General features: G+C 52.5%; 10 protein-coding genes, 2 rRNA genes and 2 pseudogenes. 7 read left to right on the top strand and 7 right to left on the bottom strand.

Translation table 11 applies throughout. The features are described from left to right. Positions 1-16 precede the first annotated feature (16 nt). Complete coding sequence (locus ACQ29O_RS05505; protein WP_001675040.1) at positions 17-916, bottom strand: LysR family transcriptional regulator; 900 nt, start codon at positions 914-916, stop codon at positions 17-19. Between the two features lie 102 nt (positions 917-1,018). On the opposite strand from ACQ29O_RS05505, the pseudogene eamB reads away from it, so the two are divergent. Next, a pseudogene (eamB, locus tag ACQ29O_RS05500) lies at positions 1,019-1,606 on the top strand (cysteine/O-acetylserine transporter). 61 nt (positions 1,607-1,667) lie between these two features. Here eamB and grcA read toward each other — a convergent pair. Beyond that, on the bottom strand, positions 1,668-2,051 hold the full coding sequence (gene grcA, locus ACQ29O_RS05495; protein WP_000627811.1) for an autonomous glycyl radical cofactor GrcA: 384 nt from the start codon (positions 2,049-2,051) through the stop codon (positions 1,668-1,670). Positions 2,052-2,369: 318 nt separating this feature from the next. On the opposite strand from grcA, the gene ung reads away from it, so the two are divergent. Beyond that, entirely contained in the window at positions 2,370-3,059 is a 690-nt protein-coding gene (gene ung, locus ACQ29O_RS05490) for a uracil-DNA glycosylase (RefSeq protein ID WP_000179978.1), read from the top strand. Positions 3,060-3,174: 115 nt separating this feature from the next. Here the strand turns inward: ung and ACQ29O_RS05485 are convergent, their stop codons facing one another. After that, positions 3,175-4,212, bottom strand: coding sequence for a tRNA/rRNA methyltransferase (locus ACQ29O_RS05485; RefSeq protein ID WP_000997369.1), 1,038 nt, complete (start codon positions 4,210-4,212; stop codon positions 3,175-3,177). Between the two features lie 203 nt (positions 4,213-4,415). On the opposite strand from ACQ29O_RS05485, the pseudogene trxC reads away from it, so the two are divergent. From trxC to ACQ29O_RS05460, 5 genes and pseudogenes are all read left to right on the top strand, one after another. Then, positions 4,416-4,834 (top strand): annotated as a pseudogene (trxC, locus tag ACQ29O_RS05480) (thioredoxin TrxC). Positions 4,835-4,906: 72 nt separating this feature from the next. Further along, positions 4,907-5,587, top strand: a complete 681-nt coding sequence (tapT, locus tag ACQ29O_RS05475; RefSeq protein WP_000183650.1) for a tRNA-uridine aminocarboxypropyltransferase — start codon at positions 4,907-4,909, stop codon at positions 5,585-5,587. 53 nt (positions 5,588-5,640) lie between these two features. After that, positions 5,641-8,301, top strand: coding sequence for a protein lysine acetyltransferase (pat, locus tag ACQ29O_RS05470; protein WP_020936838.1), 2,661 nt, complete (start codon positions 5,641-5,643; stop codon positions 8,299-8,301). A 114-nt stretch (positions 8,302-8,415) separates the two neighbouring features. Continuing rightward, positions 8,416-9,771: a CDP-diacylglycerol--serine O-phosphatidyltransferase gene (pssA, locus tag ACQ29O_RS05465; RefSeq protein WP_000949289.1), complete on the top strand. Its 1,356-nt coding sequence runs from the start codon at positions 8,416-8,418 to the stop codon at positions 9,769-9,771. Between the two features lie 44 nt (positions 9,772-9,815). Then, positions 9,816-10,139, top strand: coding sequence for a YfiM family lipoprotein (locus ACQ29O_RS05460; RefSeq protein ID WP_001264474.1), 324 nt, complete (start codon positions 9,816-9,818; stop codon positions 10,137-10,139). On the opposite strand, the gene ACQ29O_RS05455 is transcribed toward ACQ29O_RS05460, so the two are convergent. The 4 genes from ACQ29O_RS05455 to ACQ29O_RS05440 form a co-directional block, all read right to left on the bottom strand. Beyond that, the gene (locus ACQ29O_RS05455; RefSeq protein WP_000807816.1) at positions 10,136-11,437 is read right to left on the bottom strand and encodes an MFS transporter; all 1,302 of its coding nucleotides are present in this window, start codon (positions 11,435-11,437) and stop codon (positions 10,136-10,138) included. The two genes, ACQ29O_RS05460 and ACQ29O_RS05455, sit on opposite strands and share 4 nt — an antisense overlap. Positions 11,438-11,540: 103 nt before the next feature. Next, a complete protein-coding gene (locus ACQ29O_RS05450) occupies positions 11,541-11,996 on the bottom strand; it encodes a DUF4385 domain-containing protein (protein WP_000985653.1) in 456 nt (151 codons plus the stop codon). 208 nt (positions 11,997-12,204) lie between these two features. Further along, positions 12,205-12,320, bottom strand: a 5S ribosomal RNA gene (gene rrf / locus ACQ29O_RS05445). Between the two features lie 196 nt (positions 12,321-12,516). Beyond that, positions 12,517-15,505 (bottom strand): 23S ribosomal RNA (locus tag ACQ29O_RS05440). Positions 15,506-15,661 lie beyond the last annotated feature (156 nt).

Raw genomic sequence — 15,661 nt, 5'->3', positions numbered from 1 at the left:
GATAATGCCGGGTTCGTTAACCCGGCATTTTTTTATCTTCCACGGTAAAACACGCCTCCATACACTGTATAAATATCTGCATTGCCGGGCTGACCGCTTTCCCGGCATGATGGGCGCACAGCGCCATGATCGATAGCGACGGCGCGCCAAACGGCAGCTCTTTCAACTGACCGGTACTAAGTTCTCGTTCAACGGTAAAACGTGGTAAAAAGCTGATGCCCAGGTTAGCAGCCACACACTGTTTAATACTTTCAATACTCCACAGTTCAATGGTGTTTTCCAGCGTAATCCGCCTCTGCCGTAGCGTACTTTCAAATAGCTGGCGGAAGACACATTGCGGTTCATTGATGATGAAGCTGCAGGGGATATGCTGATCTGGCTGCGTAAAATCAGCATCCTGTAGCAGTGGAGAGGCCACCAGCGCCAGCGACTGCTCCCCCAGTTGCTGCATCGTGAGCGCGTCATCATTACCTACGCGATAAAAAACGCCCAGATCGACCTCGTCATTCAGCAACGCATCACGTATCACATAGCAATTCAGCGACTGTAGCGACAATTTGACATTCGGCGCTCGCAGCTTAAAACGTTGTAGAACCTGCGGCATTTTGTACGCCAGTAAGGTTTCACCTGTCGCCACGCGCAGCTCTCCGCCGGGTTCTGCATCCTGCCTTGCGGCTTCACGAATCAACTCCATCACACGCGTCAGTTCATGGATATGCGGCATCAGCTTTTTCCCCTCAGTGGTCAGGCACATTCGGCGCCCTATTTTCTCGAACAGTTGCAGGGAAAACTCACGTTCAAGCTGTTGAATATGAAAAGTTACCGTCGACTGAGTGCAGCACAGCTTTTGCGAAGCCCGCAGAAACGAGCCCTCTTCCACTACCGTTTTCAGCGTAATAAACCGACGCAGATCCATAACCACCAACCTATCGAAAATCTCGAATTCAGAATTAAAAAACATTCATTTTTTTAAATATTTCATATCGGGTACTGTCTGCTAAAACAGAGGAGATGACAAGTGACACCGATGCTTTTAAGCGCTTTCTGGACTTATACATTAATCACCGCCCTTACCCCCGGCCCAAACAATATTCTCGCGCTTAGCGCAGCAACTGCACATGGTTTTCGGCAGAGTATTCGTGTACTGGCAGGTATGAGTCTGGGATTTTTGGTCGTCATGCTGCTGTGCGCCGGGATCGCGTTTTCCCTTGCGGTTATCGATCCGGCAATCATTCATTTGCTCAGTTGGGTAGGGGCTGCGTATATCCTGTGGCTGGCGTAGAAAATTGCCACCAGTCCAGCGGCGGATGAGAAGGTCAGACCAAAGCCGGTTGGCTTTTGGGTAAGCTTTGGCCTGCAGTTTGTGAACGTCAAAATTATTCTGTACGGCATTACCGCTCTGTCTACATTTGTTTTACCGCAAACGCAGGCGCTGAACTGGGTCATCGGCGTCAGTATATTGCTGGCATTGATCGGCACGTTCGGTAATGTGTGCTGGGCGCTGGCGGGACATCTGTTTCAGCGGGCGTTTCGCCATTATGGTCGCCAGTTAAATATCATTCTGGCGTTACTGCTGGTGTACTGCGCGGTGCGGATTTTTTACTGACCCAAATAAAACAAAAGCGGAAAAGGCCCGGCCTCTTCCGCTTGTTATTACCGGATAAGCCTTACAGGCTTTCGGTAAAGGTACGAGCGATAACGTCGCGCTGCTGTTCCGGCGTCAGGGAGTTAAAACGCACCGCATAACCAGAAACACGAATAGTCAGCTGCGGGTATTTTTCCGGATGCTTAACCGCGTCTTCCAGAGTTTCACGACGCAGAACGTTAACGTTCAGATGCTGACCGCCTTCAACGCGTACTTCCGGTTTAACTTCCATCGGAATTTCCCGGTATTCAATCTCGCCCAGTTTGCTGACAGCCACAACTTCATCTTCAGCAAAGCCGGATTTTGCAACGATGCAGCGCGCTTCGCCTTTTTCGCTGTCCAGCAGCCAGAAGGAATTCAGCAGGTCGTCGTTAGCGGCTTTAGTAATCTGGATACCTGTAATCATGTGATGCCTCCCCAGGCAAAATTATTTGATTTCGGTCGGCCTAATCCCGGCCAATTGGTAAAACCATTGTTGCTTGAGTGTATATATACCCTTCGATCACCCTTCATTCTTTGATTTAAATCAATAAAAACCACACCATAAAAAGGGTGATGAAGGGAATTTATTGTTTTACATCAACTTACACCATTCAGACCTATAAACTTTTTACATAAATTTTCAACTATCTTTTGTAGGTAACCGTTTTTGTAGCACGCAGGATTTTGCACTGCAGAAAGAAGCAGTTAAGCTAAGGGAACTGGAAATTCGCAGGAGAGCGAGATGGCGACTGAGTTAACCTGGCACGATGTGCTGGCTGATGAGAAACAGCAACCTTACTTTATCAATACGCTTCACACTGTTGCTGGCGAGCGTCAGTCGGGTATCACGGTCTACCCGCCGCAAAAAGATGTGTTTAACGCCTTTCGCTTCACGGAACTGGGCGACGTTAAGGTGGTGATCCTGGGACAAGATCCTTACCACGGCCCCGGCCAGGCACATGGTCTGGCGTTTTCCGTGCGCCCTGGGATCGCTCCCCCGCCGTCATTAGTGAATATGTACAAAGAGCTGGAAGCCTCCATTCCCGGCTTTGTTCGCCCAGCGCACGGTTATCTGGAAAGCTGGGCGCGCCAGGGCGTACTGTTACTGAATACGGTGCTCACGGTACGGGCAGGCCAGGCGCACTCTCATGCCAGCCTGGGGTGGGAAACCTTTACGGATAAAGTGATAAGCCTGATTAACCAACACCGCGAAGGGGTCGTCTTCTTGCTGTGGGGCTCGCACGCCCAGAAAAAAGGCGCGATTATTGATCCACAGCGCCACCATATTCTGAAAGCTCCGCATCCCTCGCCACTCTCTGCGCACCGCGGATTTTTTGGCTGTAACCATTTTGCGCTAACGAACCAATGGCTGGAACAACACGGCGAGAAAACTATCGACTGGACGCCAGTATTACCGGCTGAGAGTGAATAACGTTGGCGGCTCGCCGTTTTATCGCCCGGATAACAGCGCGAAAGCGCCTTGTCTGACCGGGCGGTAGGAAGTACATAATCGGCCCGGCGCGCGTTGCGTCACCGGGCTGCAGCCCTTACGCTTTATTCTGTCGCCACCACTCGGCGAGCAGCACGCCTGTCGCAACCGACACATTCAGGCTTTCCACGCTCCCGGTGCCGTTAATTTTCACGCACAGATCGTCGGGTTCGCGCGCCGCTTCCGGCAGGTAGTCATATTCACGGCCTAAGACCAGCACCATCTTTTCCGGCAGGGTCGTACTAAAGAGCGCCTGACCGCGATCGCTGGACGTCGTCACCACGGTGTACCCCGCCTGACGAAAATCATCCAGTACGTCAACAATGCTTTCACCAGTAATCGGCTGGACATGCTCCGCCCCGCCTTCCGCAGTACGAATCGCCGCACCGGACTCCAGCAACGCCGCATCCTGTACCACCACGCCTTTCACGCCGAAGTGCGCGCAGCTACGCATCATGCCGCCCAGATTATGCGGGTTAGCGACATCTTCCAACGCCAGCACGCAGTCTTGATCCGCCGCCTGCTTTACCCATTGCTTAACGGTCGTACCGTTACGCTTTTTAATCAGGAAACACACGCCACCGTGGTGCTCAGTCCCGGAAGCTTTTGCCAGTTCGGCTTCATCCACCACATGGTAGGCTTTACGATTCGCCGCCATCCAGCGCAGCGCCTCTTTAAAACGCGGCGTTACGCTTTGGATAAACCATGCGCGCACGATGGCGTCAGGACGGCTCTGGAATAGCGCCTGGCAGGCGTTTTCACCGTAGACGCGCGTCTCTTCCGCACGCTGGCGACGCAAAACTTCAGGGTCAATAAAACTTTTACCGCTAATACCACCATGATCGACTTTCTCAGGCGTTTCATCGCCTGGCGCGCGGGACACGGTGCGCCACGGCGAAGTTTCATGTTTACGGTCACGGCTCTGATTATTTCGCTCATCACGGGCGGGGCGACGTCCACCGTCAGTGCGAGACTTTGCTGGGCGGCCTCCCCCTTTCCCGGTACGCGGGTTATGGGTGCGTTTATCAGAGTCATCATCACTACGGACATACATCACTTTGACTTTGCCGCTTTTGTTTTTTAATTCATCGTTCATGCTTTTCTCCACCAGCGCTGCGCGAAGCGCGAAGATTACCCGATGTGCATCCGGTTAGCCATGATTTCGTTTAAAAGCTTGCGACTATTGTACTCATTGAATAAAACACATTGTTGTTTAGCACAGACTCCTCGATAATATGTAACATTATAGAAACATCCCGCGCGTAGCGGGACGTCTTCCGACGTATTCAGAGGTTAGCTATGAACACCGTTTGTACCCATTGTCAGGCCATTAACCGCATCCCCGACGATCGGCTTCAGGATGCGGCAAAATGTGGACGCTGCGGTCATGAGTTGTTTGACGGAGAAGTCATTAATGCGACCGGCGAAACGCTGGACAAACTGTTGAAGGACGATCTTCCAGTGGTGATCGACTTTTGGGCCCCCTGGTGCAGCCCTTGCCGTAACTTTGCGCCAATCTTCGAGGATGTCGCAGAAGAGCGCAGCGGTAAAGTCCGTTTCGTCAAAGTGAATACCAGGCGGAACGGGAACTCAGCGCCCGTTTCGGTATCCGCAGCATCCCGACGATTATGATTTTTAAACATGGACAGGTGGTCGATATGCTTAATGGCGCAGTGCCTAAAGCGCCTTTCGACAGCTGGCTGAACGAAGCGCTGTAAACGCCACGGGGCGCATCTTGTGCCCCGTTTTCACCTCTGCCACAATAGCGTTTTTCTCCGCAAACGCTTTCTATGACCAATAACGCTGTCCTTCAGTTACGCTCCGAACGGCTTGCGCGCGCTACTCGCCCTTTTCTTGCCAGAGGCAATCGGGTTCGCCGCTGTCAACGCTGCCTGCTGCCGCTAAAATCTTGCCTGTGTGATACGTTAACGCCTTCTCAGGCGAAAAGCCGTTTTTGTCTGGTCATGTTTGACACTGAACCGATGAAACCCAGCAATACCGGCCGGCTGATAGCCGATATTTTGCCGGATACCGCGGCGTTTCAGTGGTCGCGTACCGAGCCGCCACAGGCGTTGCTGGAGTTGGTACAGCATCCGGATTATCAACCGATAGTGGTCTTTCCTGCGTCCTACGCCGGCGAAGCGCGCGAGGTCATTTCCACCCCGCCCGCCGGGAAACCGCCGCTGTTTATTATGCTGGACGGCACCTGGCCCGAAGCACGTAAAATGTTTCGTAAAAGCCCTTATCTGGATCATCTGCCGGTCATTTACGTCGATTTATCGCGTCTTTCAGCTTATCGTCTGCGTGAAATCCATGCCGAAGGGCAATATTGTACCGCCGAAGTCGCGATAGCGTTGTTAGATCTGGCGGGAGATACCGAGGCGGCAACCAGTTTAGGTGAACATTTCACCCGTTTTAAAACGCGCTATCTGGCAGGAAAAACGCAACATCCGGGAAACGTCACAGCATAAAATAGCGAAAGCGTTTAAAATTATCCGGTCACTTCTGTGTAAGGGAAACCGGTATGAGCCAGCAAGGACTGGAAGCGCTACTGCGGCCAAAATCGATCGCGGTGATTGGCGCATCAATGAAGCCCCACCGCGCGGGTTACCTGATGATGCGTAACTTGTTGGCGGGCGGATTCAATGGCCCCGTCCTTCCCGTGACGCCCGCCTGGAAAGCCGTTTTAGGCGTCATGGCCTGGCCGGATATCGCCAGTCTCCCTTTCACCCCCGATCTGGCTATTTTATGCACTAACGCCAGCCGTAACCTGGCATTACTGGACGCGCTTGGCGCGAAAGGGTGTAAAACGTGCATTATCCTTTCTGCTCCCACGTCGCAACATGAAGAACTTCTTGCCTGTGCCCGGCATTATAAAATGCGTCTGCTGGGTCCAAACAGTCTTGGGCTCCTCGCGCCGTGGCAAGGGCTGAATGCCAGCTTTTCTCCCGTCCCGATTAAACAGGGCAAGCTCGCTTTTATTTCCCAGTCTGCCGCCGTTTCCAATACTATTCTTGACTGGGCGCAACAGCGTGAAATGGGCTTTTCCTACTTTATCGCGCCGGGCGATAGCCTGGATATTGATGTCGATGAACTACTGGACTATCTGGCGCGCGACAGCAAGACCAGCGCGATTTTGCTCTATCTGGAACAGTTAAGCGACGCCCGCCGTTTTGTTTCCGCCGCCCGTAGCGCTTCACGTAACAAACCGATTCTGGTGATTAAAAGCGGCCGAAGCCCGGCAGCCCAGCGTTTACTTAATACCAGCGCGGGAATGGACCCTGCGTGGGATGCGGCCATCCAGCGCGCAGGCCTGCTGCGAGTCCAGGATACGCACGAGCTTTTTTCCGCCGTCGAAACACTGAGCCATATGCGTCCGCTACGCGGCGACAGACTGATGATCATCAGCAATGGCGCCGCGCCTGCCGCGCTGGCGTTAGATGAGTTGTGGTCGCGTAACGGCAAGCTGGCGACGTTGAGCGAAGAGACCTGCCTGCAACTACGGCAGGCGCTTCCCGCGCACATTGATATTTCCAATCCGCTGGATCTGTGTGATGACGCCAGCAGCGAACATTACGTCAAAACGCTGGATATCCTGCTCGCCAGTCAGGATTTTGACGCGCTTATGGTTATCCACTCTCCCAGCGCTGCCGCGCCGGGTACGGAAAGCGCCCATGCCCTGATCGAGACGATTAAGCGCCACCCCAGAGGCAAGCTTGTTACACTGCTGACAAACTGGTGCGGCGAGTTCTCGTCTCAGGAGGCAAGACGGCTATTCAGCGAAGCCGGATTACCAACCTACCGTACGCCGGAAGGCACGATTACCGCGTTTATGCATATGGTGGAATACCGGCGTAACCAGAAGCAACTGCGAGAAACGCCAGCGTTGCCGAGTAACCTGACGTCCAATACCGCTGAGGCGCATAATCTGTTACAGCGGGCGATTGCGGAAGGCGCCGCCTCACTGGATACCCATGAAGTACAGCCGATTTTACACGCCTATGGGCTGCACACGCTCCCAACCTGGATTGCCAGCGACAGCGCTGAAGCGGTGCATATCGCCGAACAGATAGGCTATCCGGTAGCTCTCAAGCTGCGCTCGCCCGACATTCCGCATAAATCTGAAGTTCAGGGGGTCATGCTTTACCTGCGGACCGCAAGCGAGGTACAACAGGCCGCGAACGCCATTTTTGATCGTGTAAAGATGGCCTGGCCGCAAGCGCGGATTCACGGTTTGCTGGTACAAAGCATGGCTAACCGCGCCGGCGCGCAGGAGCTTCGTGTGGTGGTCGAGCACGATCCGGTGTTTGGTCCTTTGATTATGTTGGGTGAAGGCGGCGTAGAGTGGCGTCCGGAAGAGCAGGCTGTCGTCGCGCTGCCGCCGCTCAACATGAACCTGGCGCGCTATCTGGTGATTCAGGGCATTAAACAGCGGAAAATTCGCGCCCGTAGCGCGCTGCGTCCGCTGGATATTGTCGGTTTAAGCCAATTGCTGGTCCAGGTTTCAAACCTGATTGTCGACTGCCCGGAAATTCAGCGTCTGGATATCCATCCGCTGCTGGCTTCCGCCAGTGAGTTTACCGCGCTGGATGTGACGCTGGATATTGCCCCGTTTGATGGCGATAACGAAAGTCGACTTGCGGTACGCCCCTATCCCCACCAGCTTGAAGAGTGGGTGGAGATGAAAAATGGCGATCGCTGCCTGTTCCGTCCTATCCTGCCGGAAGATGAGCCCCAACTGCGACAATTCATCGCACAGGTCACCAAAGAGGATCTTTACTACCGTTATTTCAGCGAGATCAACGAATTCACCCATGAAGATTTAGCCAACATGACGCAGATCGACTACGATCGAGAAATGGCCTTTGTGGCCGTGAGGCGGATGGACAATGCTGAAGAGATCCTCGGCGTAACGCGCGCGATCTCCGATCCTGACAACGTAGATACCGAATTTGCCGTATTGGTACGTTCAGATCTCAAAGGGTTGGGTTTAGGACGCCGTTTAATGGAGAAATTGATTGCCTATACTCGCGATCACGGATTGAAGCGGCTGAACGGTATTACGATGCCAAACAATCGCGGCATGGTCGCGCTGGCCAGAAAACTGGGATTTCAGGTCGATATTCAGCTCGAAGAGGGCATCGTGGGATTGACGCTGAATCTGGCCAAATGTGATGAATCGTGAGTAATGTACTGGAAATGTTGACCACTTTAACGGGTACTGATGTTATTATTGCTCGCTTATGTCGTCTGCATAGCACAGAGGACCCTTCAATGAACAGAGAAGAAATGCACTGTGATGTTGTCAAAATTTAAGCGTAATAAACATCAACAACACCTTGCCCAACTCCCTAAGATTTCTCAGTCAGTTGATGATGTAGATTTCTTTTATACTCCTGCTACTTTTCGGGAGACACTGCTGGAGAAAATCGCCAGCGCGACGCAGCGTATTTGTATCGTTGCCCTGTATCTGGAACAGGACGATGGGGGTAAAGGTATACTCGACGCGCTCTATGCGGCTAAACGGCAGCGTCCTGAACTGGACGTGAGGGTGCTGGTCGACTGGCATCGCGCGCAACGCGGGCGTATTGGCGCAGCGGACTCGAATACCAATGCAGACTGGTATTGCCGACTGGCGCAGGAAAACCCCGGCATTGATGTCCCGGTTTACGGCGTACCGATTAATACGCGAGAAGCGCTTGGCGTACTGCATTTTAAAGGCTTTATCATTGATGATAGCGTCCTGTACAGCGGCGCCAGCCTGAACGATGTCTATCTCCATCAGCATGACAAATATCGCTACGATCGCTACCAGCTGATTCGCAATCGGCAAATGGCAGACATCATGTTTGACTGGGTGACGCAAAATCTGATGAATGGCCGTGGTGTGAATCGTCTGGATAATACCCAGCGGCCGAAAAGCCCGGAGATTAAAAACGATATCCGCTTATACCGTCAGGAGCTGCGTGATGCGTCATATCATTTTCAGGGTGACGCTAATGACGAGCAACTCTCCGTTACGCCGCTGGTCGGGCTTGGCAAATCCAGTCTGCTGAACAAAACCATTTTCCATCTCATGCCCTGTGCGGAGCATAAGCTCACCATTTGTACCCCTTATTTCAATCTACCAGCGGTGCTGGTGCGGAATATTATTCAGCTACTGCGCGACGGAAAGAAAGTCGAAATCATTGTTGGCGATAAAACCGCGAATGATTTTTACATTCCGGAAGATGAACCGTTCAAGATCATTGGCGCGTTGCCCTATCTCTATGAGATTAACCTGCGCCGCTTCCTGAGCCGTTTACAGTATTACGTCAATACCGATCAGCTTGTGGTGCGTCTGTGGAAAGATGACGACAATACCTATCATTTGAAGGGGATGTGGGTAGATGATAAATGGATGCTACTCACCGGCAACAATCTGAATCCCCGCGCCTGGCGTCTGGATCTGGAAAACGCCATTCTGATCCACGATCCTAAGCAGGAGCTTGCCCCTCAGCGGGAAAAAGAGCTGGAACTTATCCGAACGCACACAACCATCGTAAAACATTATCGTGACCTGCAGAGCATTGCCGACTATCCGATAAAAGTGCGTAAATTGATTCGCCGTCTGCGCCGGATCCGCATCGACAGATTAATTAGCCGTATCCTGTAATCGAAGCCCCGTCCTGTACGGGGTTTTCTCTTAGGAGTGAACTGGTGCGCGTGTTGATTCCTTTTACGGTGTTGTTTCTCTCCGGGTGCAGCCATCTGGCTAACGACCACTGGAGCGGTCAGGATAAAGCCCAGCATTTTATGGCATCAGCGATGCTATCGGCAGCCGGTAATGAGTATGCGCGTCACCAGGGAGTAAGCCCTGACCGCAGCGCAGCGATAGGGCTGATGTTTTCTTTGAGTCTCGGAGCCTCAAAAGAACTCTGGGACAGCCGCCCGGAAGGCAGCAGCTGGAGCTGGAAAGATTTTGTCTGGGATGTCGCTGGCGCGACAACCGGTTACGCTATCTGGCAAATGGCGCGATACTAAAGGCGTAAGCCCTTTCCTTTACGGTGCAACATCAACGAAACCAGGAAAGCCAGAACGGCCATCGCGGTAACATACCAGAAGAACGAACTCTCCATACCGACAGATTTTAGCGACAGCGCGACATATTCCGCAGAGCCGCCAAATAACGCGTTTGCTACCGCGTAAGATAAACCGACGCCCAGGGCGCGAACCTGCGCCGGAAACATCTCTGCTTTCAGGATCCCGCTAATCGAGGTATAGAAACTCACAATCAATAGCGCGCACATCACTAAAGCAAATGCGGCATAAGGCGACGTCACATTCTGCAACGCGGAGAGAATTGGAACGGTGAAAAGCGTCGCGAGTGCGCCAAAACATAGCATAGAGGTGCGCCTGCCAATCTTATCGGATAACGTGCCGAATAACGGCTGCACAAACATGAAAACACACAGCGCGACCGTCATAATGCCGCTGGCGACATTGGCATGCATACCTGCTGTATTTACCAGATATTTCTGCATATAGGTGGTGAAGGTATAAAAGCACAGCGAGCCTGCCGCGGTGAAACCAAGCACCATCAAAAAGGCTTTGCGATTACGCCACAAACCTTTCAACGAACCGGCTTCTTTTAATGCGCGAGTCTCATGCTTCGAGGTTTCATCCAGCTGGCGACGTAGCCATAACGCCACAACCGCCAGCACGGCGCCCAGCGCAAAGGGAATACGCCATCCCCAGGCACGAAGCTCAGCATCCTCCAGAACCTGCTGCAAAATCACAACGACCAGCAATGCCAGTAGTTGGCCACCGATAAGCGTAACGTACTGAAACGACGCGAAAAATCCCTTACGACCTTCAAGCGCAACTTCACTCATATATGTCGCGCTGGTCCCATACTCTCCCCCTACCGAGAGCCCCTGAAATAACCTTGCAATAAGTAGCAGCGCCGGTGCCCAGGTGCCGATGGTATCGTAACCAGGTAAGCAGGCAATCACCAGCGACCCCATGCACATCATGCACACCGAAATCAACATTGAGGCTTTGCGCCCGCGTCGATCGGCAATGCGTCCAAACAGCCAACCACCGATAGGCCGCATTAAAAAACCGGCGGCAAAGACGCCTGCCGTTTGCAAAAGCTGAGTAGTGGTATTACCAGAAGGAAAGAAGATATGTGCAAAATAGAGCGAGCAGAAAGAGTAGACGTAGAAATCAAACCATTCCACTAAGTTTCCGGAAGAGGCCCCCACGATAGCCCATATGCGTCGCCGCATCTCCGGAGCCTCAGCGTTATTTTTATCTATACGCTGAATAATTTCTGCCATACTGTTCTCCTTGTTGCCAGGCTTAATCGGCCTTTTATTTTGGAGATTCAGATTACGCGAGACCCAAAAGTAAATAAAGTGTTAATTATTTGTTTGCTAATTTTTATCCCCACCGTGCCTGATGCTGGCGTTTCCGTTTCAGATAGTCTTCGTCCTGACGGATTTTATCCCACCAACCTTTGAAAACCGTTGCCGCCGCGGCCTTAATAGGATCATTACCCCGTGTATTCAGGCTGCCGTCTTCTGCATACTTTTTACCGCCTTTATAGTTAGCGTATCGCCTGGCGCGGGTGTATCCCATCTGAATAAATTTACGCGCCATGTCCATACCAACGAAATCATCCTGCTGCCGGTAAGCTTCGAACAACTGGTAGATCTGTTCTGCGGATTTCATCGCCGATGCTTCATCTTTATAGCGCCAGAAAGGAAGAATTTCGCTTTTGTAGGGTTCAACCAGTAGCACCCCCTGCTCGCCTCGTCCAACCTGATACAATTCAGGCTGCTGGCGGAAGTCAATGCTGGAAAAGTCCTGCTGGTAGTTAAAAGGTTTGATAGCCAATGAAAATCCTCACTGCTTATATAAGCACGTGTAAAGGATAGTTCATCGTTAACGATTGGGTGGGATGTACTCTTGTCGGTTCTACAAGAACACCAGCTTCGTAGGCGGGATAATTCCTGTAGGCCGGATAAGGCGGAGCCGCCATCCGGCAGAAACAGACAAAAACAAAAGGCCCTGTCTTCCGACAGGGCCCTTCGTTTTATTTGATGCCTGGCAGTTCCCTACTCTCGCATGGGGAGACCCCACACTACCATCGGCGCTACGGCGTTTCACTTCTGAGTTCGGCATGGGGTCAGGTGGGACCACCGCGCTACTGCCGCCAGGCAAATTCTTTGTGCTCTGTACGCAATTCTTTATCGCATCAGCGGCGTTGCCTGCGCTCGTAAACTCAGTCACATACTTCTGTATGCTCCTTCCTTTCCTTCGCTTGCCGCCTTGCTGCTGCGCAAATTATTGCGTACTCAACTCTGAATCACTGCTGAAAATCGTCTCTCATCCGCCAAAACATCTTCGGCGTTGTAAGGTTAAGCCTCACGGTTCATTAGTACCGGTTAGCTCAACGCATCGCTGCGCTTACACACCCGGCCTATCAACGTCGTCGTCTTCAACGTTCCTTCAGGAGACTCTAAGTCTCAGGGAGAACTCATCTCGGGGCAAGTTTCGTGCTTAGATGCTTTCAGCACTTATCTCTTCCGCATTTAGCTACCGGGCAGTGCCATTGGCATGACAACCCGAACACCAGTGATGCGTCCACTCCGGTCCTCTCGTACTAGGAGCAGCCCCCCTCAGTTCTCCAGCGCCCACGGCAGATAGGGACCGAACTGTCTCACGACGTTCTAAACCCAGCTCGCGTACCACTTTAAATGGCGAACAGCCATACCCTTGGGACCTGCTTCAGCCCCAGGATGTGATGAGCCGACATCGAGGTGCCAAACACCGCCGTCGATATGAACTCTTGGGCGGTATCAGCCTGTTATCCCCGGAGTACCTTTTATCCGTTGAGCGATGGCCCTTCCATTCAGAACCACCGGATCACTATGACCTGCTTTCGCACCTGCTCGCGCCGTCACGCTCGCAGTCAAGCTGGCTTATGCCATTGCACTAACCTCCTGATGTCCGACCAGGATTAGCCAACCTTCGTGCTCCTCCGTTACTCTTTAGGAGGAGACCGCCCCAGTCAAACTACCCACCAGACACTGTCCGTAACCCGGGTAACGGGTCCACGTTAGAACATCAAACATTAAAGGGTGGTATTTCAAGGTCGGCTCCATGCAGACTGGCGTCCACACTTCAAAGCCTCCCACCTATCCTACACATCAAGGCTCAATGTTCAGTGTCAAGCTATAGTAAAGGTTCACGGGGTCTTTCCGTCTTGCCGCGGGTACACTGCATCTTCACAGCGAGTTCAATTTCACTGAGTCTCGGGTGGAGACAGCCTGGCCATCATTACGCCATTCGTGCAGGTCGGAACTTACCCGACAAGGAATTTCGCTACCTTAGGACCGTTATAGTTACGGCCGCCGTTTACCGGGGCTTCGATCAGGAGCTTCGCTTGCGCTGACCCCATCAATTAACCTTCCGGCACCGGGCAGGCGTCACACCGTATACGTCCACTTTCGTGTTTGCACAGTGCTGTGTTTTTAATAAACAGTTGCAGCCAGCTGGTATCTTCGACTGACTTCAGCTCCGTGAGTAAATCACTTCACCTACGTGTCAGCGTGCCTTCTCCCGAAGTTACGGCACCATTTTGCCTAGTTCCTTCACCCGAGTTCTCTCAAGCGCCTTGGTATTCTCTACCTGACCACCTGTGTCGGTTTGGGGTACGATTTGATGTTACCTGATGCTTAGAGGCTTTTCCTGGAAGCAGGGCATTTGTTACTTCAGCACCGTAGTGCCTCGTCATCACGCCTCAGTGTTAAAGTGAACCGGATTTACCTGGAACACACACCTACACGCTTAAACCGGGACAACCGTCGCCCGGCCAACATAGCCTTCTCCGTCCCCCCTTCGCAGTAACACCAAGTACGGGAATATTAACCCGTTTCCCATCGACTACGCCTTTCGGCCTCGCCTTAGGGGTCGACTCACCCTGCCCCGATTAACGTTGGACAGGAACCCTTGGTCTTCCGGCGAGCGGGCTTTTCACCCGCTTTATCGTTACTTATGTCAGCATTCGCACTTCTGATACCTCCAGCAACCCTCACAGGCCACCTTCGCAGGCTTACAGAACGCTCCCCTACCCAACGAACGTATCCTTAAACCGACTCGACTTTGTATACGCTTTGACGTCGCTTCGCTCCGTCAATCGTAACCCGCTGAATCGCTTTAAGTGATACGTTCGCTGCCGCAGCTTCGGTGCATGGTTTAGCCCCGTTACATCTTCCGCGCAGGCCGACTCGACCAGTGAGCTATTACGCTTTCTTTAAATGATGGCTGCTTCTAAGCCAACATCCTGGCTGTCTGGGCCTTCCCACATCGTTTCCCACTTAACCATGACTTTGGGACCTTAGCTGGCGGTCTGGGTTGTTTCCCTCTTCACGACGGACGTTAGCACCCGCCGTGTGTCTCCCGTGATAACATTCTCCGGTATTCGCAGTTTGCATCGGGTTGGTAAGCCGGGATGGCCCCCTAGCCGAAACAGTGCTCTACCCCCGGAGATGAATTCACGAGGCGCTACCTAAATAGCTTTCGGGGAGAACCAGCTATCTCCCGGTTTGATTGGCCTTTCACCCCCAGCCACAGGTCATCCGCTAATTTTTCAACATTAGTCGGTTCGGTCCTCCAGTTAGTGTTACCCAACCTTCAACCTGCCCATGGCTAGATCACCGGGTTTCGGGTCTATACCCTGCAACTTAACGCCCGGTTAAGACTCGGTTTCCCTCCGGCTCCCCTATTCGGTTAACCTTGCTACAGAATATAAGTCGCTGACCCATTATACAAAAGGTACGCAGTCACACAGGTAAACCTGTGCTCCCACTGCTTGTACGTACACGGTTTCAGGTTCTTTTTCACTCCCCTCGCCGGGGTTCTTTTCGCCTTTCCCTCACGGTACTGGTTCACTATCGGTCAGTCAGGAGTATTTAGCCTTGGAGGATGGTCCCCCCATATTCAGACAGGATACCACGTGTCCCGCCCTACTCATCGAGCTCACAGCACATGCGCTTTTGTGTACGGGGCTGTCACCCTGTATCGCGCGCCTTTCCAGACGCTTCCACTAACACACATGCTGATTCAGGCTCTGGGCTCCTCCCCGTTCGCTCGCCGCTACTGGGGGAATCTCGGTTGATTTCTTTTCCTCGGGGTACTTAGATGTTTCAGTTCCCCCGGTTCGCCTCATTAACCTATGGATTCAGTTAATGATAGTGTGACGAATCACACTGGGTTTCCCCATTCGGGTATCGCCGGTTATAACGGTTCATATCACCTTACCGGCGCTTATCGCAGATTAGCACGCCCTTCATCGCCTCTGACTGCCAGGGCATCCACCGTGTACGCTTAGTCGCTTAACCTCACAACCCGAAGATGTTTCTTACGATTCATCATCGTGTTGCGAAAATTTGAGAGACTCACGAACAACTTTCGTTGTTCTGTGTTTCAATTTTCAGCTTGATCCAGATTTTTAAAGAGCAAATATCTCAAACGTGACTCGTAAGTCAGTTTTGAGA

Source organism: Salmonella sp. GDC200615, assembly GCF_050574145.1.
Classification (GTDB): Bacteria; Pseudomonadota; Gammaproteobacteria; order Enterobacterales; family Enterobacteriaceae; genus Salmonella; species Salmonella enterica.
Note: the sequence above shows the minus strand (reverse complement) of the source record. Positions and strands in the feature narration are given on the sequence as shown.